Source organism: Isosphaeraceae bacterium EP7 (assembly GCA_038400315.1).
Classification (GTDB): Bacteria; Planctomycetota; Planctomycetia; order Isosphaerales; family Isosphaeraceae; genus EP7.
Genome location: CP151667.1, coordinates 607706 through 625883 on the forward strand (window position 1 = coordinate 607706; position 18178 = coordinate 625883).

General features: G+C 67.6%; 13 protein-coding genes. 12 read left to right on the forward strand and 1 reads right to left on the reverse strand.

Annotated features, from left to right (window positions below; genetic code table 11):
- Window positions 1-28: 28 nt before the first annotated feature.
- Window positions 29-1144 carry an SGNH/GDSL hydrolase family protein gene (locus EP7_RS02490; RefSeq protein ID WP_463525994.1) on the reverse strand — a complete coding sequence of 372 codons (1116 nt, stop codon included), beginning with the start codon at window positions 1142-1144 and terminating at the stop codon, window positions 29-31.
- A gap of 158 nt (window positions 1145-1302) precedes the next feature.
- Here EP7_RS02490 and EP7_RS02495 point away from each other — a divergent pair, with 158 nt between their 5' ends.
- The 12 genes from EP7_RS02495 (at window position 1303) to bla (ending at window position 18158) form a co-directional block, all read left to right on the forward strand.
- Window positions 1303-1899: a pseudouridine synthase gene (locus EP7_RS02495; RefSeq protein ID WP_463525995.1), complete on the forward strand. Its 597-nt coding sequence runs from the start codon at window positions 1303-1305 to the stop codon at window positions 1897-1899.
- Window positions 1900-2017: 118 nt separating this feature from the next.
- Window positions 2018-3739: a methyl-accepting chemotaxis protein gene (locus EP7_RS02500; RefSeq protein WP_463525996.1), complete on the forward strand. Its 1722-nt coding sequence runs from the start codon at window positions 2018-2020 to the stop codon at window positions 3737-3739.
- A 114-nt stretch (window positions 3740-3853) separates the two neighbouring features.
- Window positions 3854-5281 (forward strand): DEAD/DEAH box helicase, encoded by a 1428-nt coding sequence (locus EP7_RS02505; RefSeq protein ID WP_463525997.1) that lies wholly within the window; start codon window positions 3854-3856, stop codon window positions 5279-5281.
- A 42-nt stretch (window positions 5282-5323) separates the two neighbouring features.
- Window positions 5324-6595, forward strand: coding sequence for a DUF790 family protein (locus EP7_RS02510; protein WP_463525998.1), 1272 nt, complete (start codon window positions 5324-5326; stop codon window positions 6593-6595).
- Between the two features lie 182 nt (window positions 6596-6777).
- A complete protein-coding gene (locus EP7_RS02515; protein ID WP_463525999.1) occupies window positions 6778-7413 on the forward strand; it encodes an ECF-type sigma factor in 636 nt (211 codons plus the stop codon).
- Window positions 7414-7493: 80 nt separating this feature from the next.
- Window positions 7494-8147 carry a bifunctional 4-hydroxy-2-oxoglutarate aldolase/2-dehydro-3-deoxy-phosphogluconate aldolase gene (locus EP7_RS02520; RefSeq protein ID WP_463526000.1) on the forward strand — a complete coding sequence of 218 codons (654 nt, stop codon included), beginning with the start codon at window positions 7494-7496 and terminating at the stop codon, window positions 8145-8147.
- A 277-nt stretch (window positions 8148-8424) separates the two neighbouring features.
- Window positions 8425-10032 (forward strand): hypothetical protein, encoded by a 1608-nt coding sequence (locus tag EP7_RS02525; protein WP_463526001.1) that lies wholly within the window; start codon window positions 8425-8427, stop codon window positions 10030-10032.
- Window positions 10033-10220: 188 nt separating this feature from the next.
- Window positions 10221-10646 carry an SMI1/KNR4 family protein gene (locus EP7_RS02530; protein ID WP_463526002.1) on the forward strand — a complete coding sequence of 142 codons (426 nt, stop codon included), beginning with the start codon at window positions 10221-10223 and terminating at the stop codon, window positions 10644-10646.
- Window positions 10647-11454: 808 nt separating this feature from the next.
- Window positions 11455-14775 (forward strand): glycoside hydrolase family 2 protein, encoded by a 3321-nt coding sequence (locus tag EP7_RS02535; protein ID WP_463526003.1) that lies wholly within the window; start codon window positions 11455-11457, stop codon window positions 14773-14775.
- A gap of 113 nt (window positions 14776-14888) precedes the next feature.
- Window positions 14889-15365, forward strand: a complete 477-nt coding sequence (locus tag EP7_RS02540) for an acyl-CoA thioesterase (RefSeq protein WP_463526004.1) — start codon at window positions 14889-14891, stop codon at window positions 15363-15365.
- 130 nt (window positions 15366-15495) lie between these two features.
- Window positions 15496-17208 carry an SMP-30/gluconolactonase/LRE family protein gene (locus EP7_RS02545; protein WP_463526005.1) on the forward strand — a complete coding sequence of 571 codons (1713 nt, stop codon included), beginning with the start codon at window positions 15496-15498 and terminating at the stop codon, window positions 17206-17208.
- A 92-nt stretch (window positions 17209-17300) separates the two neighbouring features.
- Window positions 17301-18158 (forward strand): subclass B3 metallo-beta-lactamase, encoded by an 858-nt coding sequence (gene bla, locus EP7_RS02550; RefSeq protein WP_463526006.1) that lies wholly within the window; start codon window positions 17301-17303, stop codon window positions 18156-18158.
- Window positions 18159-18178 lie beyond the last annotated feature (20 nt).

Here is an 18178-nt window from a genome sequence, read left to right on the forward strand (position 1 = left end):
CGCCCGAGTGGCGCCGGGGTCATCTGACTTACGGCTTCGACTGATCGGCCAGGGCATGCCGGATGAACGGCTCCAAGGCGTCTGCGATCCGCACGAAGCCGAGGTCGGTGGGGTGGCTGCCGTCGACTGTCCCCTCGTCGTCGAGGCCGATCAGGTCCTTGGCGGGAACGAGCGTCAGATGCTTGTCCCCGGCGTCGATCCGGGCCTTGAAGGCGGCGTTCAGGGCCTTGTTGGAGCCCTGCACTTTGCTCGCACGGTCGGGGAGATAGGCGGAACCGGCGTAGACCAGATTCTCCACCAGCACGATCGGCGTGTCGGGGTGGGCCTTGCGGATCGTCTCCAGGAACGGGCCGATGCGCTCCGCCACCTCGTCCGTTGACAGGTTGGGGAGGCTGTCGAGCACGAAGACCGCCGGGTCCAGCTCGGCCAGCAGGGTCGCAACTTCGGGCTCGGTTTTGGCGTTGCCCGAGAAGCCCAGGTTGATCGCCGGCACACCCAGACGTCTGCTCAGGATCGCCGGATAGGCCATCCCGGGCCGTGCGGCGCAACCGCCCTGTGTGATCGACGTGCCGTAGAAGACGACCGGCTTCGCGGCGTCGGCCGGCAAGAACCGGAACTTGGTCCCCTCGGCCACTCCGATTTCGATGTGGTCGACGCCGTTATACAGCGGAAAATTCAGCCGATATTCGCCCAGCTTCCCCGGCAACCCGGCTGCCACGATCTCTTCGTTGGCCGGGAACTGCCTGGGCTGGCCCACGCCCACGAAGTGACACGACGCGCCGTCCTTGATGTAGAGGTCCACACCGCTGACCCCCGTCGCGGCCATGTGCGGCATCTCCAGCCGCTGCTTGCGCAAGGCCCATCGCACCGAGATCAAGGGCGAGTCGGTCTCGAACCGGACGCCCAGGCCGGACGAGTCGTTGGACAGGCTCCAGACCGGCTCGCGGACCACCCCTTCCGCCTTGGCCGGTAGCCGGTCGAACCGGTGCTTCGTCGCGGCCCATCCCTTGCCTTCGACCTCCGTCACTTCATGCCAGGTGGTTCCGGCCGCCGACGCGGGGGCCTGCTTCACGGGAGACGCGGCGAGCAACGCCAGCGGAATACCGATCGCCAGGGCCAGCAGGCGAGATCGTGAGCGCGGCATGGGGGATGTGCCTCAAGGGTGTCGCAACGTGAAGTCTTCCAATTTTTGCCCGCGTTTCGTGGCCTGGCAATGGGCATGCAGGCCCGCTTGACGCCGGTTATATGGGCTGGGCATAGTCGAAGAGTCACCGGCAGCCCTGTCCTCGCCTTGGTCCCGCCATGCCCCGCCGTTTTCGGTATCTGAAACTCTTCAAGCCGTATGATGTGCTGACCCAGTTCACCGACGAAGGGGGGCGGGCGACGCTCAAGGATTTCGTGCCCGTTCCCGACGTCTACCCGGTCGGCCGGCTGGATCGCGACAGCGAAGGGCTCTTGCTGCTAACCGACGACGGCCCGCTGGCCCACCGGCTGACCGACCCTCGATACGGTCACCCCCGCACCTATCTGGCGCAGGTCGAACGGGTGCCGACACCCGAGGCGCTCGAAGCCCTGCAACGAGGGTTGGAGCTTGCCGACGGCCCGACCAGACCCGCGGGCGCCAGGCTCCTGGACGAGCCGCCGCTTCTGCCCGACAGGCCCGTGCCCGTCCGGTTTCGCAAGAATGTCCCGACGGCTTGGATCGAGCTCATCTTGCGCGAGGGGCGCAACCGCCAGGTACGCCGCATGACCGCAGCCGTCGGCTTCCCCACCCTGCGGCTTGTCAGGGCCGCGATCGGCCCTCTGACGTTGGACGACCTGGCCCCAGGCCAGTGGCGCGACCTGACCGACGCCGAGGTCGCCGCCCTGCGCACGGCTGGTCGACCTCCCGCACGCTGAGTCGCGAATTCCGAAGGCTTTTCCTACACCACTCCCCGGATCTTCACCCATAATAAGATGGGGAATCGGGATGAGATGGGACGCCTTGGCGAATCCGGGCGATGGTGGGCCCTGCGACATGCTCTTGCGAACTCGGGCCCTGCTCATCTTCGGGGGCTGCCTGGTCCTCGTCGTCACACTCGCGACGCTCAACGTCCTGATGACCCGCGGGGCCAGGGCACTCGATGCGGCGCAGTCGGTCCGTTATCAGTCGTACTTGCTGGCGGACGAGCTGCGGCAGAGTTCCGACGATCTGACCCGGACGGCCCGAACGTACGTTGTCACCGGCGATGGCCGCTATGAGGCGGAATACAACGGGATCCTCGACGTCCGAAATGGCAAGGCCCCGCGCCCTGACGGCCGGACGGTGCCGCTTCGGACCTTGATGGTCGAGCTCGGCTACGACGAGGCCGAGCTGGCCAAGCTCAAGCAGGCCGAGGACAACTCCAACGCCCTGGTTCACACCGAGGTCGTGGCCTTCAACGCCATCAAGGGGCGATACGAGGATGCCGGCGGGGCCTTCACCCGCGAAGCCGCACCCGACCCCGAGATGGCCCGGCGGATCATGCACGACGAAGCCTATCACCGCGACAAGGCGACGATCATGGGGCCGATCCAGGAGTGTGTCGGGATGGTCGAGGCCCGGACAGAACGCGCGGTGCTCGAGCTGGAGGAGCAAGTCAGGCGCCTGCTCTGGGCGGCCCTGGCCGACTGCCTGGCGCTGGCTGTGTTCGTGGTCTTCGCCGCGTTCACCACCTTCCAGATCGCTCTGAGGCCGCTGGATCGCCTGGCGCGGGCGATCCGGGACATCGCCGAGGGAGAGGGCGACCTGACGGTGCGGGTCGGGGGCGAGGGGCGTGACGAGATCGCCTCGCTGGGCCGCGGGTTCGACACCTTCGTCGGTAAGCTCCAGGCCCTCGTCCGGCGGCTGGCCTCGGACGCCGCCAGCCTGAACCGGGCGTCCGAGGCGCTGACTTGCACCGCCAAGGCGATGGGCGACCGGGCGGCACTCAGCCGCGAACGTAGCGGCGCGGTCGCCGACGCGGCCGGCCGGACCGCCTCGACGCTCCACTCCATCGCGGCGACGAGCACGCAGGCGGCGGCCAACCTGACGGCGGTGGCCTCCTCGGCCGACGGCATGGCCGGCGCCACCGCCGAGATCGCACGCACCACCGAAGGAGCCCGGCTCGTCGCGGGGCAGGCCCTTGAGAAGGCCAGATCGGCCCGTCGCAAGGTCGACGACCTGGGGGCCGCCGCCGAACGCATCGGCGCCATCGTCGAGGTCATCAACGAGATCGCCGGCCAGACCAACATGCTGGCCCTGAACACGGCGATCCAGGCCGCCGGCGCGGGCGAATCCAACCAGGGATTCGCTGTCATCGCCACCGAGATCAAGGCCCTGGCCCGCCAGGCCAACGAGGCCGCCGACGAGATTCGCCACATGGTCGAGGCGATCCAGGGTTCGACCGGCCGCGCCGTGGGCGAATTGGCGGAGATCACCGAGGTGATCGGCCAACTCGATGGCGACGTCGGGTCGATCACCCTGGCGGTCCGCGGCCAGTCCGAGGCCACCCAACTGATCGCCCGCAACGTCGGCGAGGCGGCCGCCGGGCTCGCCGACATCTCGGCCAGCGTCGGCCGTGCCTTCGGCGACGCGTCGGCCATCGCCCGCGACATCACCGAGGTCGACCGGGCCATCGCCACCCTGGCCTCCGGCGGGCGTGAGGTCCGCGAAGACTCGGGCCGCCTCGACGGCCTGGCACGCAGCCTCGGCGCCATCGTCGGCAAATATCGGGTCTGACCAGGCAGCGTCGGTCTCCTGCCCGTCGGCCGTTGCCCGCTGGTTATGACCCCGAAACAAGGGTACACTGGATGAGGTAGGCAAGGCGAGCAGAGCCGCGGAGGGGCGAGCCGGATGAGCGACGCGACCGACGCCCCCGACCGCGACGCGGGCGACGACGGGCCGCCCAAGCTGGAACTCCGGTTCGAGCAGGGGACCGTGCAGGTCGCCGGCCTCGCCGAGGACGACACCCGGGGCATCCCCGGCCTGCGGTACGACGCCCGCATCGGCCTGCACACCGCCGAGGGGATCTGGTACCGGACCATCGTCCAGGACCTCCGTGATCGCGGGATCCCGTTCGTCGACAAGGCACGCGGCTACGGCAAGACTCGCTGGCCGATGCGCGTCAACAAGCAGGCGTTCCCGCATCAGATCGAGGGGCTGGAGGCCTGGAGCCAGGCCGGCATGCGCGGGGTGGTGGTGCTGCCCACCGGCACCGGCAAGACGCACCTGGCGAACATGGCCATCGAGGCCGCCGACCGCCCGACCCTCGTCGTCACCCCCACGATCGACCTGCTCAACCAGTGGTACGACGAGCTCTCCCTGAGCTTCGGCACCGAGGTCGGCCTGCTCGGCGGCGGCTCCTACGACATCAAGCCGCTGACAGTCACGACGTATGACTCTGCCTACATGAACATGGATCGGCTGGGCGATCGGTTCGGCCTGCTCGTCTTCGACGAGTGCCACCACCTGCCCGGCCCCACCTACGGGCTGGCCGCCACCTGCTCGATCGCGCCGTTCCGCCTGGGCCTGACCGCCACCCCCGAGCGGGCCGACAACGCGCACCTGGCGCTCGACCACCTGATCGGGCCGATCGTCTACCGCCGCGAGATCACCCAGCTCCGCGGCGAGTTCCTGGCCGACTACCGGGTCGAGCGCCTCTTCGTCAACCTGACCGACGAGGAGCGTTTCCGTTATGAGACCGCGCGGGAGACCTATCGAGGATTTCTTTCGGACAGCGGGATCGACATGCGTCGCCCGGGCGCCTGGGGCCAGTTCCTCTTCGCCGCGCATCGCTCGGCGCACGGCCGCCAGGCCTATCTCGCCTATCGAGAGCAGCGTTCGCTGGCGCTGGCCGCGCCGGCCAAGCTCCACCTGCTCGCCAGGCTCCTGGAGCGGCACAACGGCGAGCGGACCATCATCTTCACCCACGACAACGCCACCGTGTACACCATCGCGCGGCAGTTCCTCGTCCCGGTCATCACCCATCAGACGAAGACCAAAGAGCGGCGCGACGTGCTGCTCAAGTTCAACTCGGGCGAGTACCCCGTCGTGGCCACCTCGCGCGTGTTGAACGAGGGGGTCAACGTCCCGGAGGCCGCCGTCGCCGTGATCCTCTCCGGCTCGGGCAGCGTCCGCGAGCACGTCCAGCGCCTCGGCCGCATCCTCCGCAAGTCGGGCGACAAAGAGGCCACGCTCTACGAGGTCATCACCCGCGGGACCAACGAGGAATTCACCTCCAACCGTCGCCGCCAGCACAGCGCCTACGGCGGCGGTGCCTGACCCGAAATCCTGACGAATCCACCGCGCGGGGACGCCCGACCGATGCTCACCGGCAACCTCGTCCGAGTCCGCGTTGCCAAGCAGCGCGTCATCCCGATGTACCTCAACCCCGCCTCGCCCGACTGGCTGGAGGTGGCCGAGAGCCTGCTCCTCATCTTCCGCGAAGGGGTCGGCCTGACCCGCGGCGAGATCGAGACGGAGATCGACCAGCTCGTCGGCGAGGGGATGGCCACGCTCGCCCACCGAGGCCTGGCCAAGGTGCTCGAGGACCGCGCCGAGTTCGAGGTCGTCGCCGACGTCGCCCCCGATCGCATCCGCGAGTCGGTCTTCACCGCCGCCGCCCTTCACCGCAAGGCCCTGCGCGAGGCTGCCGCCGTCCCCGGCGTCGACCCCCTGCACCGCCCCGCCTTCAACCGCGAAGGGGTGCTCGCCGAGGTCGGCCAAGCCCTCGGAATGGACCCGGCCCAGGTCGCCGCCTCGATGTTCGCCGACCTGAAGGATGAGAACCGGCTGCTCACCTTCGACGACCTCACCGCCGTCCGGCTCATCGAGCGGTACAACGTCGCCCTGGCGCAGTCCATCCTGCTGAGGTGCACGCAGGCGACCATCGAGGTTCGACACGAGAAGCCCGCCCGCTTCCGCCAGCTGTTCCGTCACCTGAAGTTCCACCGCCTGCTCTACCGCGTCGAAGGGACGATGGCCGAGGGCTACACCTTGCAGCTCGACGGCCCGCTTAGCCTCTTCAGCGCGACCACCAAGTACGGCCTCCAGACGGCCCTCTTCCTGCCCGCCTTGCTGCTCTGTGAGGACTTCAGGCTCGACGCTGAGCTGCGCTGGGGTCCCAGGCGCGAGCCGAGGAGCTTCCACCTCACTTCGAACGACGGCCTCATCTCGCACTACGCCGACACCGGCACGTACACCCCCCCCGAAGTCTCCGCCTTCGTCGACCGCTTCCGCCAGGTCGCCCCCGCCTGGACCGTCACGGAGGCCACCGAGATCCTGGAGCTGGGCCGCGAAGGGGTCTGGGTCCCCGACTACCGCTTCGTCCACAAGGCGACCGGTGTCGACGTGTTCGTCGAGGTGCTCGGCTTCTGGAAGCGATCCAGCGTCGAGCGGCTCCTGAAGCTCCTGCCCGAACACGGGCCGAAGCACTACGCCCTGGCCATCTCCGACCGCCTGAAGGTCGACGAGGAAGCCCTCGAGAACCTGGCCGGCCCCGTCCTCCGGTTCAAGGAGATTCCCAATGCCTCCGAGATGGCCGCCCTTCTCGACCGCTGCCTTCCCGCGACCGGCGGCCTTCGCCTAATTCCCTAATTATGCGTCTAATAAGGCTTTATTTCTCCGGGGCCCGACTGGTGTCGGATTTCTTCAACGTCGACTCGCATGGCGATGGCTTGGGTCGTTATAGTTTAGCGTTTGGGTAGGTCTACCCTTGCTCACGCCGGTTGAAAAGCTCTCTTCAGACACCCGGATGGCCCACGGCCGAGGATGACGGCATGTCCGCCGCAGACCTCAAGGATCAGGACTCGGTCACCGAGTGGATCGACGCCGCCATACACGGCGACCATACCCAAGCGCTTCAACACATCTGGGAACGCTACTTCAACCGCCTGGTCGGCCTGGCCAAGAACCGGATGAAGGGCCTCCGCGGCGTCACCGACGAGGAAGATGTCGCCTCGCAGGCGTTCAGCCACCTGATCCTCGGCCTCATCGGCGGGCGCTACCCCACGCTGCGCGACCGCGATGATCTCTGGAACATCCTCGTCACGATCACCGCGCACGAGGCCAATGACCGTCAGAAGTACGAGTTGGCCGCGAAGCGCAGCGTCAACCGCACGCTCGGCGAGTGGACCCTCGGCGACGATCCGAACTCGGGCGAATCGGGCTTCGAGACGGCTGTCGGCGTCGGACCCACGGCCGAGTTCATGGCCATCGTCGCCGAGAAATACAAGAATCTCCTCAACATGCTCGCGGACGATCACCTCCGACGGATTGCGGTGGCGAGGATGGAATGCTACACCCAGGGGGAGATCGCCGAGATGGTCGGCTGCTCCACCCGCGATGTGGGCCGGAAGCTGGCCGAGATCCGGCGGACCTGGAACGTCGAGGCTCCGGCGCTGTCGGCCCGCTGAACCGGGCCGCCCCGTCCCCATCACCCCCGCATGATCGCCGGGGCAGCCGCCCACCGTGCTGCCCGAGGAGAGGCCCCGCGATGAGCCGAGAGTCGATCCTGCAACGTATCCTCGACGGTGGCATCGTCGCCGTCGTCCGGTCGGAAGACCCCGAGCCCCTGGTCAAGGTGGTCGAGGCCCTCGCCGAAGGGGGGGTGACAGCCGCCGAGATCACGTTCACCGTCCCCGACGCCGTCGAGGTCATCCGCCAAGTCAAGAAGCAGGTCGGCGACTCGGTCGTCCTGGGCGCGGGCACCGTCCTCGATACCGAGACCGCCCGCGCCGCGCTCCTGGCCGGCGCCGAGTATCTCGTCTCCCCGGCCGTCAATCTCGACGTCATCCGGATGTGCCGCCGCTACAGCAAGCCCATCATGCCGGGTGCCCTGACCCCGACCGAGATCCTGACCGCCTGGGAGGCCGGTGCCGACGTCGTGAAGATCTTCCCCTCCGACCTGGGAGGCCCGCCTTATCTGAAGGCCCTCCGCGGCCCATTCCCCCAGATTCGCCTGATGCCCACCGGCGGGGTCGACCTCAACACCGCCGAGGCGTTCCTCAAAGCCGGGGCCTGCTGCCTCGGCATCGGCGGCTCCCTGGTCGAGCCCAAGGCCATCGCCGCCAGGGATTTCGGCAGGATTCGCGACTTGGCCGCCCAGTATGTGGCCATCGTTCGCGCCTTTCGGTCCGCCGCACGCTGAAATACCGCGTCCCAATCCGGCCGAATCGTCCCGGGCCCCTCGTTCCCGGGACGATTCGGCATGCGCGCAGGTTGAGTGCGTAATCTGGGGTGTGCAACCGGATTAATCGGACGTCTCGATTCAAGCCGGGCGGACGGCAACGTCGATAGCTTCAGACACGGGGACTGTGCCTCGCATTGGGACGTCGGACGACGTGCCCCCCTCAAAGGATTGAGGCGGGCGATGAGGTCGGGGGCAGGGAGGCGAACTGGTGCGGCCAAGGTGGTTCAAGGTGCGAATGGCGACCGTCCTGCTGGGAATCCTCCCGGCGATCGGCCCCGTTGCGCCTTCCCCGGCCCGCTCCGCCGAGGCCCCCAGGAAGGGCGCCAAGGTTCTCTACCACCAGAGCCGGACCTTCCGCATCCCGGTAAATATCGTGGCGGCCGACAAGCCACGGATCAAGGAAGTCCAGCTCTGCGTCTCGTCGGACTCGGGTTACACCTGGACCGTCGTCAACCAGATCAGCCCCGACCGGCCCGCCTTCACGTTCAAGGCCATCCGCGACGCCGAATACTGGTTCGCCACCCGCGTGCTCGACGCCGACGGCAAGCTCTTTCCCCCCGACGATCGCAAGGTCGAGCCGGGGATGAAGGTGATCGTCGACACCACCCCGCCGCTCGTGACGCTCGACTCCCGCGACCGCCGAGGCAGCGTCGCGTCGGTGACCTGGGAGGTCAAGGACGCCAACCTCGACCTCACCAGCCTGACGCTGGAATATCAGGCCGAGGGGGCCGTCGAGTGGCGCACGGTCCCGCTGCGTCGCCCCGCGCTGATCGGCGGCGAGAAGTGGGACGCGGGCACCGCCGAGCCCCTCAGGGTCCGGCTCAGGGTCTCCGACAAGGCGAAGAACGAGCAGACGGCCAGCCTGACCATGCCCTACGGGGGCGCCATCCCCCCCGCGGCCTCGTCGTCCGACGACTCCGAATACGGCCAGCCCCCGTCGCCGATCCTGCCCATCTCCTCGGGCTCGGAACCCCGCCAGTCGGTGTCGGACGCCCAGGCCGGTTCGGGCCCGACCCTCGATGAGTCGAGCCCCTTCTACGGCGTGGTTAACCAGGGAGCTCAGGCTCCCCCGGTCAGCCAGAATCCCGATCCGGTCCCCACGCCCGCCGCCCCCCCCGTCGCGGCGAGCCCGACCCCCGCGCCGGCTCCGACGCAGGCACCCGTGGCGGCCGGCAACGGCAAGACGATGCTGGTCGCCAGCCCCCGGTTCTCGCTGGAATACGCGGTCGATGACGCGGGCCCCAACGGCCCCGAGACCGTCGAGCTCTGGATCACCAACGACGGCGGCCGCAACTGGAGCCGGCGCCCCGAAGACCCCGACCGGGCCTCACCTTATCCGGTCGACCTGGGCGGCGAAGGGACCTTCGGCCTCTGCCTGGTGGCCCGCTCGGCCAACGGCCTGGGTGACCTGCCTCCCGCCCCCGGCGACCCTCCCCAGACCTGGGTCGAGGTCGACTCGACCCCGCCGGCCGTCCAGCTCGACCCCCCCGCGATGGGCGCGGGCGCCAACGTCGGCAAGCTCACGATCACCTGGCGAGCCTCCGACCTCCACCTCGCCTCGCGCCCGGTCGTCCTCTCCTACCGCCCGGTCGGGTCGAACGCCCCCTGGCAGCCGATCTCGGCCCCCATGGAAAACACCCAGCAATTCACCTGGACGCTCCCGGCCAACATCCCCCCCCGGTTCCACATCCGGGTCGACGTCATCGACACCGTCGGCAATCTAGGATCGGCCGAGACCACCGACATGGGGCCCGTCTTCATCGACCGCGCCCGCCCCCGCAGCCGGATCATCGGCCTCGACCCCTCCGCCCGCGGCAACACGTCCGCCCGCCCTCTCCGCTGACGGACGTCGGCAGTGGGTTGCTCATTCGGCGGAATGCGGCCAATCTGGTGCCGGAGGTTCTGACCGATCTGGCCCGGCGAATCACGGCGTGCACGCATCGACGCAATGCACTCTCTGTGCGTTTGATCCCTCAGCCCTCCCGATCAGGCAATGGGACGAGACCGATCGGGCGTCCACGGGAGGTTTTCATGGCACCAACCGCGTTTGATTTCGAAGGTTGGACAAATCACGAACCCCCCGCCGACCCGGCCGAGATCGCTGCCCTGCGCACCGACTCCGGGATCGAGCTGCCCGAGGATTATCTCGACCTCCTGCGCCTCAGCAACGGCGGCGGCGGTCCGCTGGACGTGGAGCCGGGCTGGTTCCAGATCTGGCCGGCCGGCGATGTCTTGCCCTTGAACCGTAATCACGAAGTCCAGCAGTCCATCCCCGGCCTCATCGGCTTCGGCTCCAATGGCGGTGGCGAACTGCTCGCCTTCGACACCCGGGGCAACCCCCCCTGGAAGATTGTCATGGTCCCCTTCCTCGCGTTGCAAGACGAGGCCATCGTCTGGGTCGCGAAGGACTTCGCCCGGTTCCTGATGGCCACCGGCCGCGCCACGCCGAGGGATTGAGCCGACGAGGGGCGAGGCCGCTTCAGCGGTTTCGACGAGTTGGGCCCGCTGGTTGTGACACGTTTCTCCAGGAACCATGGCCGGGTCGTGTTTGCGACTCGAATCGAGGATCGGCCCCGAGGGTTGCGAGAATCTGGCGGCAGATCAGGCCAAGACTCCATCAGGGACGACGAAAGCCCTTCAGAGATCGACCCGCGGTCCAGGTAGGGAATCGATCATGTCGACCAGGGTGGCTGGCTGTGCTCTCATCGCTCTCGCGGTGTTCGTTTTCGCATGCCTGACGATCTGGAAGGGGACTGACCCGCGAATTTCCACGAAGGACGGCCTGCTCGACGTCTTGGTTTATGGGAATGGCCGGCCGCAGAAGTGGGGGCAACTCAGGCCGGAAGGGGCCGGAAGCAATGCCATCCGGTCGCTCATCGAGACGAAGCGAGGACAATGGTCCCTCAGCTTGGTCTCGTATGTCCCCGTGCTTTGCCTGAAATCTCGCTCATTCACGATCAATATCCATCAAAATTTGATGATTATCAATTTCGGGGCCGCAAGCGGATCGCCCCGGCAGGTCGTCTGCCCCTTGACCGACATCGAGTTTGAGCGAGTCCGGATGGCCATTTTTGAAAGCATCGGAGAGCGGCCGACCGGTCCCGTCAAGTCACACCTCGACTTCGAGCCTTCGGAGTTGCCCGAACGAATCGGCGCCGCCCCACTCTGCGATCCTGCATGATTCTCGGAACTCCCTCGTTTAGACTGATCGCTCAAGGTGTGCGACCCGCGGCCCTCTCCCGCGACACCCCGGAGCAATCACCCGATGAACACTCTTCAAGCCATTTTGCGCCGTCAACCACGGGCGGGCGGCCTGGCCCTGGTGCTGCTCGCGTTCGGATTGATGGCCGGGGCCGCTGAGATCCCCAGGCCGGAGCACCCTCGGCCCGACGCGGTCCGACCTCACTGGGCCAACCTCAACGGCCCCTGGCAGTTTCGATTCGACGCCGAAGACAAGGGCAAGCAGGCCGGCTTGCAGAAGCCGGGGGCCCAGGGTTTTGACCGCTCGATCGTGGTGCCGTTCTGCTGGGAGAGCGAGCTTTCGGGGATCCACCAACCGAAAGGCACGTCCAAAATCGGCTGGTATCGCAGGTCGTTCGACGTGCCCGCCACGTTCCCCAAGGATCAACGCGTCTGGATTCACTTCGACGCGGTCGACTACCGGGCCGACGTCTGGGTCAACGGCGTCCACGTTGCCGAGCACGAGGGGGGCTACAGCCCGTTCTCGGCCGAGATCACCGACGCACTCGCAACCGGTGGCGGCAATGTCCTCGTCGTCAGGGCGTTCGACCCCACCGATCCGTCGCTCCCGACCGGCAAGCAGGTCGGATGGTACACGCCCACCTCGGGCATCTGGCAGACCGTCTGGCTGGAAGCCCGTCCCCGGGCATTCGTCGAACGATGGGCGGTGCGCACCGAGATCGATCCCCCCTCCGCGACCTTCACCGTCGACCTCGGCGGCATCGACGACAAGGTGCTGAACGCGGGCGGATACAAGCTGTCGCTCAGGCCGGCCGACCCTTCCCTGCCGCCGGTTGAGGCCGCCGTTGTCAACACCTCGAAAGAGGGCGTGGGCCGCAAGGCGGGGTTCGAGCGTGTGACTCTCAAGCTCGACATGCCCGATGGAAAACTCTGGTCGCCCGAGTCGCCGAATTTATACGAGGCTACCCTGGAACTGAGCGGATTGGGAGCACCGGCCGACCGCGTGCAGACCTATTTCGGCCTGCGCACGATCGCGCGCGGCAAGGTGGGCGATGAGCTGTTCGAGCGCATCCTGCTCAACGGCAAGCCGGTCTACCTGCGCGGGGCGCTCGATCAGTCGTTCAACCCCAAGGGGGTCTACACCGCACCGTCGGATGCCTTCCTGAAAGGGGACATCGAGCTGGCGAAGCGGCTGGGCCTGAACATGCTCCGCATCCACATCAAACCCGATGAGCCGAGGCGCCTCTACTGGGCCGATAGGCTAGGCATGCTCATCATGGAGGACATGCCCAACACCTGGCAGCAGAACGAGGAGGCGCGGTCCGCCTGGGAGCACGGCATGCGCGAGACCATGCTCCGCGACCGCAATCATCCCGGGATTATTTCATGGGTCGCCTTCAATGAGACCTGGGGCCTCGGCCGGCCCGAACGCTACAAGGAAGACAGGTCCACCCAGCGTTGGGTCAAGGACATGGTCGCCGCTATCCGCACGATTGACCCCACCCGGCTCGTCGAGGATAACAGCCCCTGCAACGAGGATCACGTCGGCGAGACCACCGACCTGAATAGCTGGCACTTCTACATCGACGACCATGCCGAAGCCGCCGCCCACCTGACCCGGGTCGTCGACGGCAGCAAGCCCGGCAGCCCCTTCAACCACTGCCCCGGCGAGCGGATGAACTCCGCCCCGCTCATCAATAGCGAATACGGCGGCGTCTCGGCCGGCAGCGGCGACCGCGACGTCTCCTGGTCGTTCCGCGACCTGACGACCCTGATGCGCAAGCAAAACGCCATCCAAGGGTATGTCTACACCGAGCTCTCCGACATCGAGTGGGAGCACAACGGGTTCGTCGACTACGACCGCTCCCTCAAGGAGTTCGGCTACTCCGCGTTCGTCCCCGGCATGACCCCCGCCGACCTCAATGGGGCCGACTTCATCGGCTACGGCACCCCGCCGGCCATCGAGTCCAGGCCCGGCCAAGTCATCAGCGTTCCCCTCTTCGTCAGTCACTACTCCACCGTGGAGGAGGCCGCGACCCTGACCTGGTGGGTGGCCGGTACCGACGACCGCGGCGACAAGATCGAGACCGAGCCCCGCAAGGTGCCCGTCGCCTGGACGCCTTACGGGGTGGTCGACCTGAAGCCGGTCAAGTTCAAGGTCTCGTCCCCCCTGGTCGGCGCGCTCGCCCTGGTCCTGGAAGATGCCCGGGGCAAGCGGCTGGCGGCCAACTTCGTCAACGTCGTCATCCGCCCCGAGACGCGTCGCCCTCGCATCGAGCGCATCTCCGATCGAGAGGTCGCCATCCGGTTCTCGCCGGCCGACTTCGCCGAGTCCACCTGGTCGTCCCCCGGCCTGCCTTCCGAGGGCAAAGCGACTGGCCTCGGCGTCGGCTCCTTCGCCTACCGCCTCAAGCTCCCCGCCTCGGTGCGCGAGGCCGGCCCCGTCGCTTTCGAACTGATGGTGGAGGCCTCCTCCCACGCCGGCCGCGAGCAGGTCGACTGGCCCGAACGCATCAACCCCCAGGACAACCCCCAGACCGACGCACGCAAGTGGCCCTCCACCGTGGAAGTGTCGCTCAACGGCGGGCTCGTCGCCCAGGTCGACCTGCCCGACGACCCGGCCGACGCCCGCGGCGTTTTGTCGCACCTGGCCAGGGTCAGCCACGGCAGCTACGGCGTGCTCGTTGAGGTGGCCAGCGAGATTCCCGACCCTGCACGCTCGGAGATCGCCAAGGCCCACCCCTTGGTCCTCCGGCTGCGGGTTCCCGCCAGTCCACGAGGCACCGGCGGCCTTGCCCTCTACGGGGCCGACACGGGCGCCTATCCGTTCGACCCGACGTTCCTCATCAGGACCGCGCGCGACCTTCCCGCCGACCTCGGGGCGGACCCCGATGTCGCGATCGCCGTCGACACGCTGGCATCGAAGAAGCAGACGCTGATTCCGGCCGGCGAGACCTCGGCCAAGGCCGAATGGTCATACATCACCGAGGCCCCACCCGAGGGCTGGAACAAGGCTGAGTTCGACGACCAGTCCTGGGCCCGAGGCCTGGCCGGCTTCGGCTCGACGGGCACGCCCGGACTGCGGATTCGGACCCCCTGGACCGGCCCGACCCTCTGGCTGCGACGAACCGTCGACGTCCCCGAGATCGCCCCGAACGACCTGCTGACCCTGCGCCTTTTCCACGACGAGGACGTCGACCTCTGGGTCAACGGCAGCCCCCTGTTCAGCGAGCCCGGCTACGTCACCGCCTACCGCGACGTCATCCTCGATGCCCGCCAGAGAGCCCTGTTCCGCCCCGGTCGCAACACATTCGCCGTCCGCTGCCGTCAGAAGGAGGGGGGCCAGGGCGTGGACGTCGGCCTCTCCTTGTTCAGGACCCGTTAAGTTCGCCCGCGAGGCGCCCTCCGCGGGTCGACGTTGATCGGCCCCGGCGGGCGCGATAATCTGGGCGATGCATTCGACCTACGAGACTTTCTGGCACGGGACGGGCGCACTCGATGGATGACCTGGTGGGGCCCATTCGGGGGCCTGGAGTCGAGACGCTCACGCATCGCTTGATCCTTCCCAGGGACGCCAACCACTACGGCACGCTCTTCGCCGGCGTCCTGCTCTCGTTGGCGCTGGAGGCCGCCTATTCCACGGCGTATCGGGCTGCCGGGCTGTCGGCCAACCTGGTGCTGCGGCGGGTGCTGGACCTGCGCTGCAATGAGCCAGTCCGGGTCGGGAACGTCGTCGAGATCCGCGGCTGCGAGGTCTTCCGCGCCCTCGCGCAAGTCATCGTCGCCCTCGTCGGCACCCCCCTGCCCAACGGTCGACGCTTCTGGTTCGATGGCCTGATGCAGTTCGTCCAGGTGGACGACGACGGCCATCCCGTCCCGCTGGCCGACCCGCCTCCCGACTCGCCCCCCGCCCTGCCCGAGCCCTGGCACGAGCTGCGGGCCCGCGCCCAGCGCCTGCTGGCCATCCGCAACTGAGGCCGTCGAACGGCGCGGGGACCCGACGATGTCGCCGGCCCCGCCGTCCCGCTAGAATCGGGCCTTCCGGTCCCCGCCCCCGCGCCCGCGTCGGGCCGCCGGGGTCGCCCGACTCTCCGAGACCGCACCCATGCGACTGCCCCGCGCCCGCCTCCTCGCGCTCGCCCTGCTCCTAGTGCCCGGCCCGCTCGCCCGCGCCGACGATGCCCCCAAGGGGGAGCTGACTAAGTATTCGTTCAGCTCCAGCAAGGTCTTCCCGGGCACCATCCGCGACTACTGGATCTACATCCCCGCCCAGTACGACGCATCGAAGCCCGCCCCCCTGTTCGTCTGCCAGGACGGCGTCCAGTACAAGGCCCCCGAGGTCTTCGACGCCCTGATCCACGCCAAGGAGATGCCCCCCGTCATCGGCGTCTTCATCACCCCCGGCCGCGTGCCCGCGACCAAGGAGGGGGCCCTCGACCGCTTCAACCGGAGCTACGAGTACGACGGCCTGGGCGACGCCTATGCCCGGTTCCTGCTCGAAGAAATCCTCCCGGAAGTCGAGACGAAGACCGCCAAGGACGGCCGGGCCATCAAGCTCTCCAAGGAGCCCGGCGACCGCGCCATCGGCGGTGCCAGCAGCGGCGCCATCTGCGCCTGGACCGTCGCCTGGGAGCGACCCGACTCCTTCGGCCGCGTCTTCAGCAATGTCGGCACCTACGTCGGACTGCGCGGCGGCAACGTCTATCCCACGCTCATCCGCAAATATGAGCCCAAGCCGATCCGCGTCTTCTTGGAAGACGGCAGCAATGACCTGAACATCTACGCGGGCGACTGGTGGATGGCCAACCAGTCGATGGAACGCTCGCTCATCTACGCCGGCTACGAGGTCGAGCACGTCTGGGGCGACGGCCAGCACAACAGCAAGCACGCCACCGAGATCTTCCCCGACGCCTTGCGCTGGCTCTGGAAGACCTGGCCCGCCCCCATCAAGGCCGGCGAAGGCTCCACCCAGCTCAAGGAGATTCTCATCCCCGGCGAGGACTGGAAGCTCGTCGCCGAGGGCTACAAGTTCACCGAAGGGCCCGCTGTGAACGACAAGGGAGAGGTCTATTTCAACGACATCCCCAACAGCAAGACCTACAAGATCGGCCCCGACGGCAAGCCCGTCGAGTTCGTCGCCGACAGCAAGAAGGCCAACGGCATGGCATTCGGCCCCGACGGTCGGCTTTATGCTGTCGCCACCGGAACCGGGCAGATTCTCTCGTATGATCAAGACGGCAAGTCCAAGGTCGTTGCCGAACTTACCCAGGCCAACGACCTTACCGTTGCCCACGACGGCGGCATCTACGCCACCAATCCCGTTCGCGGCGGGGCACCCGGCAAGCTCTGGTACATTTCCCCGACCGGCGAGAAGAAGGAAGTCGACCCCGCCATCAAGTCGCCCAACGGCGTGGCCCTCTCCCCCGACCAGTCCTTGCTCTACGTCGCCGACTACAGCAGCCACTGGATTTACAGCTACCAGGTGCAGCCCGACGGCTCCCTGGCGCACAAGCAGAAGTTCTATCACCTGCACGTGCCGGACAACGCCGAGGACGCCGGCATCGACGGCCTGCGCGTCGACCGCGACGGCCGGCTCTACGCCGCTACCCGCCTGGGCATCCAGGTCTGCGACCAAGCCGGCCGCGTCAATGCGATCATCCCCACCCCCAACGGCAAGGTCTCAAACCTCACCTTCGGCGGCCCCGACTTCGACACCATCTACGCCACCTGCAATGATCGCGTCTACAAGCGCAAGGTGAAGACCAAGGGCGCCAACGCCTACCAGGCCCCCATCAAGCCCCCCGCCCCTCGCCTCTGATCCCCCTCGTTCTCGCGGGTTTTCCAACACCGCAACGCACGATCCCGCCCGGCGCCAATCCAGGGCGCCGGGCGGTCCCTTCAGAGGAACGCATGTTCAAGCCCGCACTTCTCATTGCCTTCATGCTCGCCCCCCAGTCCCCGCCCGCCGACTCCTTCCCCGCCCACAAGATCGCCGGGAACCTCTACTACGTCGGCTCGCGCGACCTGGCCAGCTATCTCGTCGTCACCCCCAGGGGCCACATCCTCATCAACAGCGGCTACGAGGCCACCGTCCCGCTCATCGCCGACGCCGTCGAGTCCCTCGGATTCAAGCTCGCCGACGTGAAGATCCTGCTCGACAGCCACGCCCACTCCGACCACGTCGCAGGCCATGCCCCCCTCCGCGCCCTGCTCGCAAAGGACGCGCAGGTCTGCGTCATGAAGGGCGATGAAGGCGTCGTGTCATCCGGCGGCGAGGGCCAGTACTACTATACGAAGATGCGCTGGAAGCCCTGCCCCGTCGACCGGGTCCTGGCCGATGGCGACGCCGTCACCCTCGGCGGCACCACGCTCGTCGCCCGCCTCACCGCGGGCCATACCCGAGGCTGCACGTCGTGGACCATGCGGGTCGACGACGGGGGCAAGCCGCTCGATGTCGTCATCGTCGGCAGCACCAACGTCAACCCCGGCTTCAGCCTCCTCGACAACGCCGATTACCCGGAGATTGCCGACGACTTCGCCCGCACCTTCCGCACCCTGCAATCCTTCCCCTGCGACATCTTCCTGGGCGCCCACGGCAGCTACTACAACCTGAACGCCAAATATCAGCTCCTGAAAACCCGATCCCAGGCCAATCCCAACCCCTTCCTCGACCCCGCCGGCTACCGCGCGTTCCTGGCCAACGGCGAGAAGGCCTACCTCACCAACCTCGGCCTCCAGAAGGCCGCCCGATCGTTCCTCCCCCGCTGATCCGTTCGATTCATGAACCT